The 17,645-nt window shown below is 57.2% G+C and carries 18 protein-coding genes; 12 read left to right on the forward strand and 6 right to left on the reverse strand.

All coding sequences use genetic code 11. From position 1 onward, the window contains the following. Window positions 1-160: 160 nt before the first annotated feature. Window positions 161-1,645 (forward strand): sensor histidine kinase, encoded by a 1,485-nt coding sequence (locus L904_RS19575; protein ID WP_196248058.1) that lies wholly within the window; start codon window positions 161-163, stop codon window positions 1,643-1,645. 42 nt (window positions 1,646-1,687) lie between these two features. On the opposite strand, the gene L904_RS19580 is transcribed toward L904_RS19575, so the two are convergent. The 3 genes from L904_RS19580 to L904_RS19590 form a co-directional block, all read right to left on the reverse strand. Next, the gene (locus tag L904_RS19580) at window positions 1,688-2,359 is read right to left on the reverse strand and encodes a response regulator transcription factor (RefSeq protein WP_035262602.1); all 672 of its coding nucleotides are present in this window, start codon (window positions 2,357-2,359) and stop codon (window positions 1,688-1,690) included. Window positions 2,360-2,752: 393 nt separating this feature from the next. After that, entirely contained in the window at window positions 2,753-3,373 is a 621-nt protein-coding gene (locus tag L904_RS19585; protein WP_035262605.1) for a response regulator transcription factor, read from the reverse strand. After that, window positions 3,363-5,264 (reverse strand): PAS domain S-box protein, encoded by a 1,902-nt coding sequence (locus L904_RS19590; RefSeq protein ID WP_035262608.1) that lies wholly within the window; start codon window positions 5,262-5,264, stop codon window positions 3,363-3,365. Before L904_RS19590 ends, L904_RS19585 begins: the two co-directional genes overlap by 11 nt. 303 nt (window positions 5,265-5,567) lie before the next feature. On the opposite strand from L904_RS19590, the gene L904_RS19595 reads away from it, so the two are divergent. From L904_RS19595 to L904_RS19610, 4 genes are all read left to right on the forward strand, one after another. Beyond that, window positions 5,568-6,551, forward strand: coding sequence for an MBL fold metallo-hydrolase (locus tag L904_RS19595; protein WP_035262610.1), 984 nt, complete (start codon window positions 5,568-5,570; stop codon window positions 6,549-6,551). Between the two features lie 122 nt (window positions 6,552-6,673). Continuing rightward, window positions 6,674-7,297, forward strand: a complete 624-nt coding sequence (locus L904_RS19600) for a pyridoxamine 5'-phosphate oxidase family protein (RefSeq protein ID WP_035262613.1) — start codon at window positions 6,674-6,676, stop codon at window positions 7,295-7,297. Next, a complete protein-coding gene (locus tag L904_RS19605; protein ID WP_035262616.1) occupies window positions 7,294-7,767 on the forward strand; it encodes a nuclear transport factor 2 family protein in 474 nt (157 codons plus the stop codon). Before L904_RS19600 ends, L904_RS19605 begins: the two co-directional genes overlap by 4 nt. Before the next feature lie 54 nt (window positions 7,768-7,821). After that, on the forward strand, window positions 7,822-8,628 hold the full coding sequence (locus tag L904_RS19610; protein ID WP_371259691.1) for a GNAT family N-acetyltransferase: 807 nt from the start codon (window positions 7,822-7,824) through the stop codon (window positions 8,626-8,628). A 330-nt stretch (window positions 8,629-8,958) separates the two neighbouring features. Here L904_RS19610 and L904_RS19615 read toward each other — a convergent pair whose 3' ends face one another. Then, window positions 8,959-9,507, reverse strand: coding sequence for a TetR/AcrR family transcriptional regulator (locus tag L904_RS19615; RefSeq protein ID WP_003504079.1), 549 nt, complete (start codon window positions 9,505-9,507; stop codon window positions 8,959-8,961). 109 nt (window positions 9,508-9,616) lie between these two features. Between L904_RS19615 and L904_RS19620 the strand changes: the two genes are divergently transcribed. From L904_RS19620 to L904_RS19640, 5 genes are all read left to right on the forward strand, one after another. Continuing rightward, complete coding sequence (locus L904_RS19620; RefSeq protein ID WP_080707297.1) at window positions 9,617-10,405, forward strand: SDR family oxidoreductase; 789 nt, start codon at window positions 9,617-9,619, stop codon at window positions 10,403-10,405. A 57-nt stretch (window positions 10,406-10,462) separates the two neighbouring features. Then, window positions 10,463-11,554, forward strand: a complete 1,092-nt coding sequence (locus tag L904_RS19625) for an alkene reductase (protein ID WP_035262619.1) — start codon at window positions 10,463-10,465, stop codon at window positions 11,552-11,554. Window positions 11,555-11,667: 113 nt separating this feature from the next. Beyond that, complete coding sequence (locus L904_RS19630) at window positions 11,668-12,492, forward strand: oxidoreductase (protein WP_035262621.1); 825 nt, start codon at window positions 11,668-11,670, stop codon at window positions 12,490-12,492. A gap of 48 nt (window positions 12,493-12,540) precedes the next feature. Then, window positions 12,541-13,404, forward strand: a complete 864-nt coding sequence (locus L904_RS19635; RefSeq protein ID WP_051671884.1) for an alpha/beta fold hydrolase — start codon at window positions 12,541-12,543, stop codon at window positions 13,402-13,404. Between the two features lie 31 nt (window positions 13,405-13,435). Beyond that, window positions 13,436-14,440, forward strand: coding sequence for an NADP-dependent oxidoreductase (locus L904_RS19640; protein ID WP_035262624.1), 1,005 nt, complete (start codon window positions 13,436-13,438; stop codon window positions 14,438-14,440). Between the two features lie 56 nt (window positions 14,441-14,496). Here L904_RS19640 and L904_RS19645 read toward each other — a convergent pair whose 3' ends face one another. Beyond that, complete coding sequence (locus L904_RS19645; protein WP_035262627.1) at window positions 14,497-14,958, reverse strand: hypothetical protein; 462 nt, start codon at window positions 14,956-14,958, stop codon at window positions 14,497-14,499. Continuing rightward, window positions 14,945-15,934: a VPA1262 family N-terminal domain-containing protein gene (locus L904_RS19650; protein ID WP_348603700.1), complete on the reverse strand. Its 990-nt coding sequence runs from the start codon at window positions 15,932-15,934 to the stop codon at window positions 14,945-14,947. The genes L904_RS19645 and L904_RS19650 overlap by 14 nt, the downstream gene beginning before the upstream one ends. A 173-nt stretch (window positions 15,935-16,107) precedes the next feature. Between L904_RS19650 and L904_RS19655 the strand changes: the two genes are divergently transcribed. After that, entirely contained in the window at window positions 16,108-16,812 is a 705-nt protein-coding gene (locus L904_RS19655; protein ID WP_157084224.1) for a hypothetical protein, read from the forward strand. Next, complete coding sequence (locus tag L904_RS27875) at window positions 16,809-17,432, forward strand: hypothetical protein (protein WP_156428582.1); 624 nt, start codon at window positions 16,809-16,811, stop codon at window positions 17,430-17,432. The genes L904_RS19655 and L904_RS27875 overlap by 4 nt, the downstream gene beginning before the upstream one ends. Window positions 17,433-17,645 lie beyond the last annotated feature (213 nt).

Consider the following 17,645-nt stretch of genomic DNA (forward strand, 5'->3'; position numbering starts at 1 on the left):
TGCGAAATTCCGAATTTTAAGTTAAATTGCTGAAATAATTATATAATCGTAGCAGAGTATGCCTGCCTGAATCTTGTCGAAGCTTAAATCCGGGACCTTTCGGTCTCTCATGAATGCGAGTTCGACGAGGTTTGTGCATCGAACATCAGCAGGTTGGGACATGAGACATTCGCTGTCTGACGATACTGGTGAAGAAGCAAAATCGCATAGTGGATCTCCTGGAAAATGGAGATCGTCCTTGCGACGTTTGACAGACTGGTTCCGGGATCTGCATCTTTCGACACAATTCATGATCCTGATGTCACCGATCGTGATTGTGTTGATGTCGTGCCTTACGTTCTGGTCTGCCGATCGGGTTGAACGCGCCATGCTCGCTGGAGCTGGCGGGGTTGGAGCTCTTTATCTCGAAACCTTTGTTTCTCCCCTTATCAAGGAGGCTGATCTCCACAAGGACACGATTGACCCTGTCCTGGTCTCGCACCTCGAAAACCTGCTCGGCACAGGGCCTATCGGTCAGCACGTTCGCACGATCAAACTTTGGCGGGCCGATGGCAGTATATTCTATGCGACAAACGATCAAAAAATCGACCATCCAAGAGTGTTCGATGAGTTGAGGTCGGCCTTGTCAGGTGAGATCGTTGTATCCCGTACGGAGGTGGAGAAACATGTTTATACCGGCGAGGAAAAGCAGAACCTTCTGTTAGAGGTCTACGCGCCCCTTCTTCGTGACCGGAATGGCAAGGTCATTCTCGTTGGAGAGTTTTACGAAGAACCGAATTATTTGATCGCTGAGCTTCGCTCTGCGCGGCGCGGAACATTCCTGATTGTGGCCGGCGTGGCTTTGCCAATGCTTGGATTGTTGTATCTCATGGCACTAACAGCAAGCCGGCTGATTGCCCGTCAAAAGCGAGCGATCGAGGCGAACCTCCTGAACGCCCTGGATCTGTGGGAGCAAAACGACAAGCTGAGGAAAGCAGCAGACTATGCCAGACTCGAAGCCGGCAAGCTGAATGAGAAGATACTCGACCAGATTGGCAACGATCTGCATGATGGCCCAGTGCAGGTTCTCACCCTTATAAGTCTTCGCCTGAGCGATATGATTGCAGAGCAGCGCTTAAGCGGAAGGAAGGTCAACCCTGATCTTGAAAAGCTGTTGAATTTCGTCTCAGGCGTTCTTGCGGATCTGCGCAAAATCTCCGCCGGCCTCTCATTGCCTGAACTTGACGAACTCAGCTTAAGTGAAACAATAAAGCTCGCCGTGGCACGCTACAGGGATCTCACAGCGTTTCCCGTTGAGATGGACGGCCTGATACCGCACGAGATGTACCAACCCCACCTGAATGTCTGTGTCTATCGCTTTATTCAGGAAGGGTTGATGAATGCATTCCGACACGCGGCCAATAACAGGCAGAGGGTACGATACCGCATCCACGATAACAAACTCATTATCGTGGTGGCTGATGTGGGGGAGCGTGTTGTGCGTCCAGATCAAAATGCGGCAGCCCGAGTGAAACTTGGTTTGACCAGTCAGAAGCGACGTGTAAGGTCATTTGGCGGGAAAATGCGGATATTCAGGCGCGCGGCGGGAACAATCATTGTCGCAGTTTTGCCCATCAATCAGCTTTCGTCGGACGAGATGATCTAGCGGCCGTCTGGCGCAGAGGCTGTGGAAATTTTGGGCGTCATCCTAGTTGAAGAGATCGCGTGGCCCACCGATTTTTTGTGCGGCGAGAACGGCCTCGACACGATTTCGTACGTCGAGCTTCTGCATCAGGATCGTCATGTAATGTTTGACCGTTTTTTCGCTTATGTCGAGACTTCTGGCTATTTCACGATTTGTCTGCCCTCTCATGAGGTAGGAGACAATCTGTTCTTCGCGAACGCTTAAGCGCTTCTGCTGTATAGCTTTCTGTCTCGCCTCTGCCGCTTTCATCGACATGATGACCCTCGTTGCGAAGCCAGGCGTCATATATGTCTCGCCGTTGTGCGCGGCAATAATTGCGTCGTGAAGGTCTGTTGAACTGCTTCCTTTAAGTACGTAACCGGAAACGCCACAATTGAGAGCTTTGATCGCTGTCTCGATGCTGGAGGTCGCCGTGAAGATTACGACCTTGGTTCCCGGCATTGTCTGAACAATCACCTCAATCGCCGCCATCGAGTCGCCGGGCATGCTGAGATCAACGACGATGACGTCAGGCGAAAGCTGTTCAGTGATTTTGATTGCATCTACAGCGTTGTGGCCCTGACCAACAATTTTGAGATCTTTTTTGTTCGAGTAAAGACTTACAAGCCCTTCAAGAAGAATAGGGTGATCGTCCACAAACGCGACGGATACAGGTACGCTGACAGGTGATGACATTGATGCCGCCTCACACTTATTTTGACTGAGAAGATACCACAATAGAATCGGTGTAAACAACTCGCTATAAGTGAATATATTTACGGAAAAGCGAGGCTAAAGTATTACTGCCGGATTAATCATTTCGTGTTATTTGATGGCAATTCCGTGGAATTGCGTGTCAGCGCGCGCGACATTTCCTGATGGTGCGGTTTGGCGTGTCCTTTGGCGCGCGGCGGTTGAACGTCGGCAACGCGCCCGCTTAACTGTCATAAGGCAAGTCGTTGCCCCTGCCTGGAAGCAGACATCGTCTTGGAAAGGAGCCCTGTCGCCTTCGCGCCAAAGGAAATCATATATGTGGCAGTCGCTCGCGAAAATGACAGCACCTGGCGAGCCAGCAGCCGTCGATTTCACCTACAACAGGTCACCAGCGAGTTTGACAAGGTGGGCGACTGATGTTGCCTTCATCTTTCGCATCATGTGGCCTCTGTGTAGCTTCACCGTTGGCTCTGCAAGCTGCAGCTCTGCTGCAATCTGCTTGTTCAGTTTACCGGCGATCACCAATGTCAAAATCTGTCGCTCGCGTTCAGTCAGCGTCATATACCGTGCTTGGGTGGCAGCTTTCGCTGCTTTTTCATCGCGGCGAGCGGCGTCATTGGCGATTGCGCGGTTGACGGCGTCTAGCAGATCCTGCTCACGGACCGGCTTACTGAGAACGTCAATGGCACCCGCCTTCATCGCCCGCACCGCCATGGGCACATCGACATGGGCGCTGATCAAGACTACGGACCGGGGAAGATCGCTCTTCGCCAAAACCTCCTGAAACTCCAGTCCGCTCTGACCGGGAAGGCGGATGTCGAGGACGATGCAACCGGCCTTTTCGGGATCGTCTGCAGCTATGAAATCCTTAATCGAGCCGTGTACCTCAGCGGCGAGCCCGACGGACTCGAAGAGGCCCTTTAGGGCTTCGCGCACGCTTTGATCGTCATCTATGACGATGACAGTGGGTTGCCTGTTCTTCCTGTCATCGATCAACGGCTGCGTCCTTGGAATTCGAGAGCGTGAAGGTGAATGAGCTTCCGCGAGGATGATTGGTTGTGGCCCAGATCCGCCCGCCGTGAGCTTCAACAATGGAGCGGCAGATAGAAAGACCCATCCCTATCCCGTCAGATTTCGTCGTATAGAATGGCTCAAATACCTGCTCGAGCTGTTCCGGCGGTATGCCACAACCTGTGTCGGAAACACTAACCTCGACTTCGCCCTCTGGACCTTGCCTACAACTGACTGTCATGACCGCTTCGGCGCCACGAGGTGTTGCTTCAGCGCTGTTCATGATCAGATTGAGAAGAACCTGCTGTAACTGGGTGCGGTCGCCCAAGATATCGACGGGTTCTGGCGTGAGGTCCATGACGATCTGCAAACCTCGCGATTGCAATTCTTCCCGAAGAAGAAAAAGCACATCACGTAGCGCCCGCTTGAAGTCGATCCTTTCCATCCGCACCGGCGATCTCCGGGCCATCCCGCGTATGCTGGCGACGATCTCGCCGGCGCGGTGGCCATCATGCACGATGCGTTCCGCGGCCAGACGAGCCTGTTCCAGATCTGTATGTCCGTCCTTAAGCCAGCGGAGGCAGGTTCCGGCATTCGTCACGATCGCCATGAGCGGCTGATTGATCTCGTGCGCAATGGAAACCGCCAGCTCGCCGATGGTCGTCAACCGTGTAACGTGCGCAAGGTGGCTCTGGCTCTGGCGAAGAGACTCTTCCGCCTGTTTGCGATCCTCGATGTCGACAACGACGCCGTACCATCGGACCACATTTCCTTCCGGATCGAGCAGGGGGCTTTGCTGCAGGTTGAACCACCTGTATTGGCCGTCGAACCGTCTGATACGGGCGTCTACTGGCTTAGGTTGTTTCGTCGCGACAACCTCTTCCCAACTCTCACGCATCCGTTCGACGTCATCGGGATGAAACATGCGATAGAAGCCGAAGCCGACAATCTCCTCGAAAGGCAGTCCGACGAAGTTGGTGAGATGCTGGTTCCAGTATTCGAGCTGCCCGTCGGGCGTACATGACCAGGCCATGGCAGGGATCGTGTTGATGATGAGCTTGAGTTTTTGTTCGCTCTCCCTTAGCGCCGCCTCACTCTCTTTTAGAGCGATCTCGGCCCGCTGCAGATTCTCGATGTCGATATTGACACCGAACCAGCGCACGACGCCATTCGCATCCGTCAGCTTTCGGCCTGAGAAATAGAACCAGCGGTACTGCCCATCAGCACCCCGAATGCGTCCTTTCAACCGGGTATGATCTGAACATTCGAGGTCGCGCTTCCAGATTTCCACCATCTCGGGAATATCGTCGGGATGATAGAGATCCAGAAAACCCCATTCGAGGATCTGGTCGGCAGGCCGCCCGGCATAGTCCAACCAACTCTGGTTGACGAAATCGGCGCTCCCGTCCGGGCGCGCTGACCACACGAGCACCGGAAGCGAATTGATGATGAGCCTGAGGTTCTCTTCGCTTGCCGCAAGCGCAGACTTCGTCTCCTTGAGCGCATCTTCAGCTCGTTTGCGATCTTCTATATCGAGAACGACCCCGTACCATTTGGCAACGTTTCCCTCAGAATCCAGCCGAGGTTTTTGCCGGAGGGAGCACCAGCGGTATTCGCCGTCCGCGCGCCTGAGCCGACCCTCGACTTCCCTTCCCGTCTTGGCAGCCATGATGCTCCGCCACTCGAAGGCCAGGCGGGTGGTGTCGGCCGGGTGGAACAGCCGATAGAAATTCTCCCCGGCTATCTCTGCGAGTGGCAAGCCGACATATTCGAGAAAGTGCTGACTGGCGAAGTCGAGCATGCCGTCGGACGTAGCCGACCATGCCATTGCTGGGATCAAATCGATGATCGCATCGGCTTCCTTGTGCTTGTCCAACTTTGTCCCTCACCGGTATGCGCGGCGCAACCGCCCTGCTTCAGGTTACGCGGTTTCGCGACGCCGCGTTAGGCGAGATTGATAGACGAAGGTCTATTTTCGCACTGCCTTGGTCTAGTTCTATGTGACCTAGATCGCAATTGAGAGCAGGCTTGAACCGGTCTATTCACAATAAAACCGAGTGGGTTAGCCCAAGTGGCCGCCCATCCCGGCCCAGGTTGAAGCGCCTGTTCCGACCGCAGCAGCCATACCTACGCATTTGCCAACACTACCAACATCGTCGATCGATCCGGAGGAACTCCCATGCCTCAACTTTCACGTCGCGCCTTCGGCACCCTGCCGATCGGCCTCATCGCGGGGAGCCTTTTCGGCGGCAGCCTGATAAGTTCCTCCTCTGTCCATGCGGCGACGCGGGAGGCGGCAAGCGCACCTGCTACGGTGACCCCGCTCGCACAGATCCGCATCGGACGGTTCACCGTGACGGCGCTGACGGACGGGTATGCAGACATGCCCTATGACTACTTTCCGGGACGCTCGGCGCCCGAGGTCGAAAAGGCGGCAAGCGCACAGTTTACCGCCCGGCCGAGTGGAGTTCGGTTCCTCTTCAATCAGTATCTCGTCGAGGATGGGGAGCGCCGCATCCTGATCGATGCTGGTGCGGCAGGCTCGATCGGACAGACCGGACAATTACCTCAGGCACTCGCTGCGCTCGGTCTGAAGCCCAGCCAGATCGACGCTGTCATCGTGACGCATATGCACCAGGACCACATGGGCGGGCTGGTCCTGGGAGGCAAGAACCAATACCCGGAAGCCGAGCTTTACATCGATCGTCGCGATGTCACCCATTGGACCGATCCGGCCAAACGCAACGGAGCGCCTGACTTTCTACAGACCAGCTTCAGAATGGCAGAGGAGGTCGTGCGGCTATATCCCAGGCTCCAGGCGATCGACGGAGAGCGGGAAATCGCGCCGGGCGTTTCGATCGTCGATCTGACCGGCCATACGCCCGGCCATATCGGCGTGCGGATCGAAGATGGCGGCAAGAGCCTGATCATGGTTTCGGACATGATTTTTCCGGTCGTGCACCCGGCCGCGACAGATGTGTTCTTCCTGTTCGAGCAGGACCGTGCCGCTGCGAAGGCCATGCGCGATCGCTTCCTTCCGCGTGCCGCATCGGAGGGAGCGCTCATCGCCGCCACGCACATGCCGTTCCCTGGGCTCGGCCGTGTCGTCTCCGATCGCGGGCAGATGCGTTGGGAAGTCGCAGACTGGGCCTTGCAGGACTGACTTCCGCACTTGGCGACCTTGAAGGCAGAGATTGCCAAGCCCAGAATTCGGCTTGCCAAATGGGTAGATCCAGGCTCGCACGGGGATGCCCATGAAAGCCTGGCTGAGCAAGGAGATTAGGCATGCCATATCATTTCCTTGAGGTCGCTGTGACGCCTAGCGTCAGGGCCGCCCAGGCTGAGATGGGCGTAGAGCAGATTTGGCTGGGCAGTGACAGCCGCCCTTCAGACACCTTCACCGAAGACGAGATCGCCTTCATTGCCTCATGTGACAGCTTCTACATGGCATCGGTCTCCGAAACGGGTTGGCCATACGTTCAGCATCGTGGAGGGAATGTCGGCTTCCTCAAGGTCATAGATCAGCGAACAATGGCCTTCGCCGACTACCGGGGCAACCGTCAGTACATCAGCGCCGGCAATTTTGCGGCCAACGATCGGGCCTGTCTGTTCCTGATGGATTATGTGCGGCGGGCTCGGCTCAAAATCTATGCCTATGTGGAGCGACTTGCGCTTGACGCTGACCAGGAACTCACGGAACTGGTGTCCGACCCGACGTACAAAGGAAGGGCTGAGCGGATTTTCAAGCTCCGGCTCGAGGCGTTCGATTGGAACTGCCCGCAGCACATCACTCCACGCTACACCGAGCAACAGATTGAACAGGCGGTCGCTCCTCTTCGTGAGCGGCTGCAGCGACTGGAAACCGAGAACGCCACCTTGCGCGCGCGTCTGGAGAGCCCCGAACCATGATCGAAGCTGAACGATCACCTCTTCCCCGTTTTACATTCGAGAGCGCAACCGAGAAAGTCAGGCTTGCCGAGGACGGCTGGAACAGCCGCGACCCTGCCAGGGTCGCTTTGGCTTACAGCGTAGACAGCCAATGGCGAAACCGCGCTGAATTTGTGACCGGACGGGAAGCAATCCTTGCGTTTCTTTCGGCAAAATGGCGGCGAGAGCTGGATTGCCGATTGATCAAGGAACTCTGGGCGTTCGGCAGCAATCGGATCGCCGTCAGATTTGCCTACGAGTGGCATGACGACAGTGGCAACTGGTTCCGATCGTTCGGGAACGAGAACTGGGAGTTCGACGATCGTGGCCTGATGCAAAGGCGCTATGCCAGCATTAACGACCGGCCTATTCCGGCCGCCGACCGCAGCTTCCGCTGGCCGCTTGGCCGCAGGCCAGATGATTACCCCGGTCTCAGCGACCTCGGTTTTTAGTCGAGCACAGCCAGTCTCTCTTTGCCCTCAACGGCAGCGGCTCAGGAGCCTGTCTTGGATCCTCGGTTTTCAGAACGCATTTTCCCAATGCACGAAGACGCCATTGAGGCCGATGCCTTCGTCAGCCTGCACAGGCTTTCACCCGAACATCTCCGGGCTGAGGAGGATTTCGGATGCCTTGTCATCAACGGCGGATGCACGATCTCGTTGCCAAGCGCACCGGCGATCGGCCTAAATCGTGTTCTGGGGCTGGGCTCTGTCGAAGATCTGGACAAAGCATATCATTGGATGCGAGCAAAGGCGGGGAACCGCTTCCTGCAATTGAATGTGGACGCTGTCTCGGACGAGGTGAGAAACTGGATCCAGACCAAGGGGCTGCCCGAGCACAGTCCCGGATGGGCAAAGCTTACCCGCAGCGCGCCTTTTAGCAACCTCGATGCGCCGGTCAGTGAGCGCACCCGAAAAGTTCAAGGCGACGAAGCCCTGCTCTTCGGATCGATGATGTGCAAGGGTTTCAACTTCCCGCCAAGCCTGACCGCCCTCTGGTCCGCCATTGTGGGTAAAGAGGGCTGGTCGTGTTTTTTCGCTCTTGATGATGAAACGCCTATCGGCACCGGCGCCATGTACGTCTCGGGTTCATATGCGTGGCTCGGTGGCGGTACCACAGTCCCCGAGTTTCGGAACCGGGGCGTTCAAAAGGCGCTCATCCAGGCTCGCACCGACTACGGTATCGCACAGGGCGTTTTGACGTTCGTCGTCGAAACAGAAGTACCCTCGGCTGGCAAGCTCAATATCTCCTATGACAACCTCAGAAAAATGGGCTTCCAGCACGCGTACAACCGGAAGAACTTCAAGCTTTAGCACATCTGGCGATCTTCTTTCAGGCCAGCGGGTGATTTTCTGGATCGTCACACAAAAGCCTGTTCCTCAACGGTTTGAGGGCAACTACACCGCGTCCTGATCATCGCAGGTGATGATGCCTGGAGGTCTTCCCCGACGACATAGTGAACCGCCATCTCTCTTATGTTGCGCCTCAAGCCTCTATGCAGCACTCCGCTGGCCTCCCGCTTAGGGCGTAAGAGCGGAATAGTTACCGCTTCGCGCCCCCATGTCGGTCGTCACGTCAAATTCGATCGTTTCCTCGAAGCAGACGTAGATCAGGCACTTGAAATGCGCACTTCTCTGATGCTCCTAGCCGACATTTGCGTCGATCCAAGCGCGCGTCTGCTCAAGAACCTCGTCAGACAAGTCAGGATCGTCAACTGCCCTAGCGAGGATGACGGCTCCGATCATGGCCGCCCAGCTCCCGATCGCCGCGCGGCGGGCACCGGCCGAACCCCCGTCCGGAAGCGCCTGCTCAATACGTGCGACTTGGGAGCGCAGTCCCTCGGCCATGACGGCTTTCGCCGCGGGCGTCTGGTGACGAATGGCAGCCGCCAGGCCTGCCGTCGGGCATCCATTACCGGGATTATCCCGGTGACGCGGCGCCAGATAGGAGCGGACGAAATCGCTGAACCCGCCACCTTCAAAACTGTCTGCGCCGAGGGCGTGCGCAAGGGTCTGCGCCACCAGATCGTCTTTTGAGGTGAAGTGGCCGTAAAAGCCGCCATGGGTCATGCCGGCTGCTTTCATGACCTCCGCGACGCTTACAGCCTCGAACCCCTTGTCCTTAAACAACCGGCTGGCGACATCCAGAATTCGGCGTCGGTTTTCCGCCATCTGTTCTCGGCTGACCTTCATTTCAAAATTCTCCACGACGGCTGTTGACATTTACATGATGGTCATCATATTTAACTCAATCATGATGATCGTCATGAATATAAGGTCAGTTAGAGAAAAGAGCAATCCAATGAGCCAAATTCCTACAGTCCTGATCACCGGCGCCTCCACGGGCATTGGCGCAACCTATGCCGAACGCTTTGCACGCCGCGGACACGATCTGGTGCTGGTCGCCCGAGACGTGGTGCGTATGGAGACGCTTGCGAGCCGTCTGCGCCAGGAAACCGGTGTGACGGTCGTTACCCTCCAGGCGGATCTCACCCAGGCGACGGATCTCGCCAAGGTCGAGACTAGGCTGCGTGACGATGCGCGCATCGGCATTCTCGTCAACAATGCCGGAACGGCGATCGGCGGGACCTTCATCGATCAGAGCATCGATGACATGACCAAGCTCGTTGCGCTCAACGCGACCGCACTTGTCCGGCTTGCCAGGGCCATCGCTCCGCGTCTTGCCGAGGCCGGTGAGGGTGCGATCGTCACTATCGGTTCGGTCGTTGGCCTTGCCCCGGAATTCGGCATGACGGTCTACGGCGCGACCAAGGCTTTCGTTCTTTTCCTGTCACAGGGACTTGCGCAAGAACTTGGGCCGAAGGGTGTCTACATCCAGGCCGTTCTTCCTGCCACGACCCGGACCGAAATATGGGACCATGTCGGCGCTGACGTCAGCAAAATGAACAACGTGATGGAAGTGGGCGATCTGGTCGATGCGGCCTTGGTCGGGTTCGACCGCCGTGAGCCGGTTACTATCCCGCCGCTTCCCGACGCCGGCCAGTGGGACGCATTCGACCTCGCCCGCAAGACCATGATGGCCAACTTCGGTAATGCACTGCCTGGCGAACGTTACCGTAACCCTGCCTAAAGCGCGTGCGCCCATCCCGATAGATGGCCGTTTCTGCGGCAACAATATAGGTAAATCATGATCGACAAGACACTTTTCGAACCCTACGCTCTCGGCGGCATCACCCTTGCAAACCGCGTCGTTATGGCGCCCCTCACGCGCAATCGCGCCGCAGCGGGCCTCGTGCCGAGCGATCTCGCCACGGAATATTATGCCCAGCGCGCAAGCGCCGGACTGATTATCACTGAAGCGACGCAGGTTTCCAGGCAGGCCCAAGGCTACCAGGATACGCCCGGCCTCTACACGCCTGAGCAGATTGAGGGCTGGCGCAAGGTTACCGACGCGGTTCATGCCAAGGGCGGACGGATCTTCGTTCAGCTCTGGCATGTCGGTCGCATCAGCCATGTTGATCTTCTTGGCGGTGACGCACCGGCCGCACCCTCGGCGATCCGTGCCGGGACCAAAACGTTCGTGAACAACGGTTTCGCCGACGTATCGGAGCCGCGTGCCCTTGAGCTTGATGAGCTTCCCGGCATCGTCAGCGATTTCCGCAAGGCCGCAGCCAATGCCATCGAGGCGGGCTTCGATGGCGTCGAGGTTCACGGGGCCAATGGCTATCTGCTGGAGCAGTTCGCAAAGGACGGCGCCAATGTCCGCACCGATGCCTATGGCGGTTCCGTCGAAAACCGCGCGCGCCTGATGCTCGAAGTCACCGCTGCGGTGGCGCAGGAAATCGGCGCTGAGCGCACCGGCATCCGGATTTCGCCAGTCTCACCCGCCAACGGTATCTCCTCCAGCGATCCCCAGACGCAATACAACTATATCGTCGATCAGCTCGATGCGCTCGGCATCGCCTACATTCATGTCGTTGAAGGTGCCACCGGTGGGCCGCGCGACGTCGCACCCTTCGATTACGGATCGCTGCGCGGCCGCTTCAGCAAGACGTATATCGCCAACAATGGCTATGATCTCGACCTTGCGACTTTGCATCTGGCCGATGACAAGGCGGATCTCATCGCCTTCGGTCGTCCCTTCATTGCCAATCCGGATCTCGTGGAGCGACTGCAAAGCGGCGCGCCGCTGGCTGAGATCAATCCGACGACGATCTACGGCGGAGGTGCTGCGGGTTATACCGACTATCCGCGCTTTACCGACACTTCGGGCATTTGAGCGATCAGGGGTCTCATTTCGGTGCGGCCCCTGTGATGCCGATCACCATCACCAATCCCTGACAATCAAAAGCAGCGCGGCCGGATGTCGCGCGCCAGATCGAGAAGAACGCTATGGCGACCGTTGCATCAAAAGAACAGAAGACTGCATTCGTGACCGGCGCCTCCAGCGGTATCGGCAAGGCGGCGGCATTGGCGCTTAGCCGCGCGGGCTACCGGGTGATCGGCACAAGCCGCAAGGCGGCACCCGGCGAGATCCGCGATGGCATCAGAATGATCGCTTGCGACGTGACCTCGGACGCTTCCGTTGCCGCCGCCGTGGCTCTGGCACATGTGGAACTCGGCCGCATCGACCTACTCGTCAACAATGCCGGCTACGCCGTATCCGGGGCCGCGGAGGAAAGTTCGATCGAGCAGGTTCGCGCGCTGTTCGACACCAACTTTCTGGGCGTCGTGCGGGTGACGAACGCAGTCCTTCCGATCATGCGTCAGCAGGGTGCTGGACGGATTCTGAACATCGGTTCGGTCGTTGGGCTTATTCCTGGTCCCTTCGGCGCGTATTACACGGCAAGCAAACACGCAATCGAGGGCTATTCCGAATCCCTGGACCATGAGGCGCGACCGTTCGGTATCCGGGTCGCCGTCATCGAGCCATGGGCGACGAAGACCTCCATCGAAGCCAACTCACCGCAGGGCGACCGCCCGGTTGCCGCCTATCGCGAGGTATTCGCCCGCTACCAGGCCGCGTTCAATGCAGCGATGGCGGCTGGCGACACGGCGGAGGATGTCGCAGCGACCATCCTTGCGGCAGCGCAGGCCCGGAAGCCGCGGCTGCGCTACCCCTCTGGCAAGGCTGCCCGACAGACCTCGTTTGCCCGGCGTTTCCTGCCGCGTGCGCTGTTCGATCGCATCCTGCGCAAGCAGTTCAACATCGCCTGAGATTATCCATTCACGTACCGGCCCGCGTGCGGGCAAGGCAGAGCCATCATGACCTACGCATCGATCAAGACTGCATCGACATATCGCTACCGCGATGCTCCCAACCGCTTCATCATGGCAGGCAACATCCGCTTTGCCTATCGCGAGCTTGGCCCGCGCGGCGGCGTTCCGCTGGTTCTTCTCAATCACTGGGGCGCCGTGCTGGATAATTTCGACCCGCGCATTGTCGATGGGCTTGCTGTCTCTCACCATATCATTGCGCTGGACTATCAGGGGATCGGCCTTTCCAGCGGAACGGCGCCAGTCACGATCGATGAAATGGCCCGCGATGTCATCGCCGTCATCAGTGAGCTGGGCTTCACCACGGTTGACCTCATGGGCTTCTCACTTGGCGGCTTCGTCGCTCAGGATATTGTGCTGAAAGCGCCCGACCTGGTGCGCAAGCTGATCCTCACCGGCACGGGACCTGCCGGCGGAACGGGTATTGCAAGGGTCGGAGCCGTCTCCTGGCCTTTGATCATCAAGGGCATGCTGACCTTGCAGGACCCCAAGACCTACCTGTTCTTCACGTCGTCAACCAATGGCCGCCGGGCAGCGAAGGACTTTCTGGCACGCCTCAAAGAGCGCCAGATCGATTGCGACGAGGAGCCGACACCACGCGCATTCCTGCGCCAGCTTAGCGCCATCAAGACCTGGGGCCGTCAGACACCGCAGGATCTGGGACGCATCCACATTCCCGTTCTCGTGGCCAACGGGGACAATGACATCATGGTGCCAACATCCAACAGCCGCGATATGGCGCGGCGCATCCCCAACGCCGAACTCGTGATCTACGAGGATGCCAGCCATGGCGGGATATTCCAATACCATGCCCAGTTCGTACCGAAAGCCCTGGCTTTCCTGGCTGCCTGACCTGACACTCGTTTCACACTGGAGAAAACCCGTGAAAGCCTTCGTCGTCGACAAATACAAGAAGAAGGGCGCGCTTCGTCTGGCCGACATGCCCGAACCTCAGATCGGTGCCAATGATGTGCTGGTTCGCATTGAGGCCACAGCGATCAACCTTCTGGATTCCAAGGTGCGCGATGGCGAGTTCAAGCTGTTCCTGCCCTATCGTCCACCCTTCATTCTCGGTCACGATCTGGCCGGAACGGTCTTGCACGTCGGCGCCAATGTGCGGCAGTTCAAGGCGGGCGACGAGGTCTACGCCCGTCCGCGCGATCTCAGGGCAGGCACCTTTGCAGAGTTGATTGCGGTCGATGCCGCAGACCTCGCGCTGAAACCGACAAACCTCTCCATGGAGGAGGCCGCCTCGATCCCGCTGGTCGGACTGACCGCCTGGCAGGCGCTGGTCGAAGTGGGCAAGGTCAAGCCAGGCCAGAAGGTCTTCATTCAGGCCGGTTCCGGCGGTGTCGGCACGTTTGCCATCCAGCTTGCAAAACATCTTGGCGCCACCGTGGCAACCACCACCAGTGCCGCCAATGCCGAGCTTGTCAAAAGCCTCGGTGCGGATGTGGTCATCGACTACAAGACGCAGGATTTCGAGCAGTTGCTGTCCGGTTACGATCTGGTGCTGAACAGCCAGGATGCCAAGACGCTGGAAAAGTCGGTGAATGTGCTGAAGCCCGGCGGGAAGCTGATTTCGATCTCTGGACCCCCGGACGTTCCCTTCGCCAAATCCCTGAAACTGAACCTGTTCTTGCGGTTCGTTATGCGGATGCTGAGCCGGGGCATTCTGAAAAAGGCAAAGAGCCGCAGCGTCGACTACTCCTTCCTGTTCATGCGCGCGCAAGGGCAGCAATTGAGCGAGATCGCCAAGCTGATCGACGCCGGCGCCATCCGTCCGGTCGTCGACAAGGTGTTCCCTTTTGTGCAGACGGCTGACGCCTTGGCTTATGTCGAAACCGGGCGCGCCAAGGGGAAGGTTGTTGTTGCCTTTGCACAATGACCGTCTCGCAAGCAGGCAGGTCGTTCTTTTCGAAGGATGATGTCCGCTTCGATGGCTCATGGGACAGGAGTGGACATTCTCCTCGCGGCCCCATACCGGCCATCCTTCTCGTAGACAGTTGACGACGATGATTGCGGTACAGTTTTCTTCGGACTGACGGCATCGAGCGCTTGCCGAAGGAAGCGCAGTCGGGTCGTTTCCGGATAAGCGCGCCGAAACAACCGACCCAAGATGCTCTCGATCTCATCCTCATTCGAATGGCTGCACGCAATCATCTCGCCGATACCGATCAGAACAGCGCCATGCTCTGGCAATTTGCCCGAACGCACACGATACCTGACAAGGCGCGTCAGAACCGAGCCATCGCTCTTCCAGAGCCCTCCGCCTTTTCGCAGCAGTCCTGTAACATAAGCTCGCTGTAGATGGTTGGCGTCTCCCGTGCCTTCGCGTCCCATCAGCCAAGCGACGGCTCTGAGGACACCGGGCGCGAGCTTTGGATCGGCTCTATCGTCCGTCATGGGTTGACCCGGAAATGTCCCGCCCTTTGGTAAGTCCATCGATGTAGAGCGCTGCGTCACGCGCCGCAGCCCCCTCCAGCCTCGATATGCAGAACGGCCATTTGCCTGCCATACGGTTCAGGCTGTTGGAAAGTAGATAGACCTCACGTTCGCCCTCGTGAGGCGTAAGCAGAAGATAACGGTCATGGAATGCCTGTCGCGGTCCATCGACCAGGTTGAGGACCGTTAGTCGACGGGCGGCATTGGGAATGCCGTCGCTTCGAAGGTCTCGCAGCACCGTTTGCAGTTCATTGAGCAGGTCTGGATTTGGTTCGTTTGTTTCCGGGTCGGATGTGAGCAGACTTGTGACGACGGTCAGATTGATGTCCAGACTCTCGAGCCGTAAAATGGCCCGCTTCAGCGTATCGATCCCGAAGTAAGGATCGACGATCGTGCCGGCGCTAACGCGCGCGCCATCCAGCAAACTATTGAAGTGAGCGATGACGCCGACTTCCTCTGAAATGCCTCGTTGAAACCAGCGGTCGCTGCCTGATGGGGGCACTAGCCTATGCGTAAGCGCCCGCATGGTGGTTCGGTGGATCTCGAAGGCCGTATCGTTTTCCGCGCCGATCATCGATCGGTTCGTGGATCGCGTCCGAACTTTAGATGCGCGGTCTTGCAATTCCGATCCGAGTCCCTGCGCCGAGCGAGTCAACGGGTCGTTGATAGCGAGCGTTGGTCCCATCGCAGACATGTTGAGACCGATACGGAGAAGAAGCGAATGCTCCTCGAACTGGATCAGCATGCCTGACGGATCAAAGACAGATATCTTGTAATGATCGAACGGGACCGCTCTCACTGTCTCCGACACCGCAGGCCGTAAGGCAGTCAACTTGGAGAAAACCAGCTCCGCTCCGAGTTCCAGTTCGACATGGACCGAGCAGCCCTCACGATCTGCTGCCCTGGCACATTCGGTTGAAGGCCTCCCTGCCATCATTGATACTGGCAGATGCACGTGTCAGGTTGTAAGTCGCAAGGGGCAAGCTTTTTCCAATCATTTACGAATAAAAAGGTCGTCGATGCCTAATAGGCGGAGTTGCATGGCCACAAGCGTTACTTATTTCAAGGGTTCTCTTGATGCCTGTATTCTCTCGGCGGCGTCTCCAGCAGATGCTTGATGATCTTTCGGCTTATCTCGATCAAGAAAAAGCCCGCGATCTCGTTCAGAGGCTCGAATCGAAGAAAGTCGATCAGGCGCTGCCAGGCGAAATGGAATTGGCGATGTTGTGGGCGATTTCGAACACCGGCGACATCGTCATCGAGCCGGAGTGGTGGGGTGACAACCGGCGGCCGGATGCTGTCTCCGAGACCATTGTGTTGGGCACGCAGGTTGCTGTTGAAATCGCGGCGGCCACGGATAATTCGATTTCGCCAGAAGAGGCGATGGATCGCGTTGCTCTTTCCATTGCTGAGTTCTGCAACCGGCTGTCGAAGGGAGCAGGCCATCACTTCTATTTTCGTTTCGGCGAGACCACAAAACGCCTCGAGGGACGAAGCTTTCGACAGGTTCTGGCTCCTTCTGATTTTCAGTTGAGTGAAGAGCTGGGGAAGAGGTTGAGGGAATGGGTACGCGAAGATCGATTTAAGTCAGAGAAAATCACTCTAAGTGAGCCAGGGCTTTGGGTGGAGGTGGAATGGAAAAGCTATCGCCAGATCCGATACCATAACATCTGGACATCCTTGCCGCCCCAGGCTTATTCGCTCGAAGAGAACCCGCTTTTCGCGCTTCTTCGCCGAAAGGCAGATCAACTCCGCGCGGCGACAACAGGAACAGTCCGCGTTATCGTCGTCGCTGATGTTGGATCAACCTTTTGAACCGCGTGGGTAAGATCGGGGAAAATGATCCGGGAGGACGAAATTTTTCTGCGCGGCAGATCATTCACCGCTTTGTCCAATTACACAGCCGGAAGATTGACGGCGTCGTTGCACTGAGTCCGAGAACGGAGCTGCGAATGGGGAGTAGCGAACGAAAATGGGTGGCTCGGGGCTTCTATACCGAGACCGGCGAAAATGCGTGTGTGGCGCTTGTGAAAATCCTTGAGGCCTTGCCACTTCCACGTTTCGCTGGATATCAGGCTAGGTCGTTATTCCGTCAGGGCTGTTTTTCACCGAAGGCAATGGGATGGTATCTGGGGCTAAGCATGGAGAGTAAACTTCGAGATAGGAATGATCCGAATAGCGGGCGACAGGAAAGCGTGAGAATTCCTGCACGGATGTTCTTGGATCTTATGGCGGGACGCATCACCGAGGCACAGTTTCGGTACTTCCTCGGTGAAAGAAATGGTGAAAAAAATTTCCTCGCCAATTGGCTCGACAAGGGCCTGACAATCTCAGGTGCGGAATTGGCGCCAAGGAATCTGGACGAGGAAAACGATCACATAATCCTTCATTTCAGTGATGATCCAGTTGCTCGCCCGTTAACAGTGAAAGGATAGACTTAGCAAAGGGGAAATCTCGTGCGCGGGTAAACTGGCACCAAATCGGTCAGTTCGTCACTTGAGGTGGATGTCCGAGTTGGGGCACAATGGACCAAGTGGAAATGATTTCCGCAGATGCGCTTATTAACTAGCTGAATTTGCAAGTCTCCATAGAATCAGGCCCCCGCAACCAATGTCAAAAATGACCTGCCACTGAAGTTTCATCCGGCT

Origin of the sequence: Agrobacterium sp. LY4, from assembly GCF_001526585.1 — a bacterium.
Taxonomy (GTDB): domain Bacteria; phylum Pseudomonadota; class Alphaproteobacteria; order Rhizobiales; family Rhizobiaceae; genus Agrobacterium; species Agrobacterium leguminum.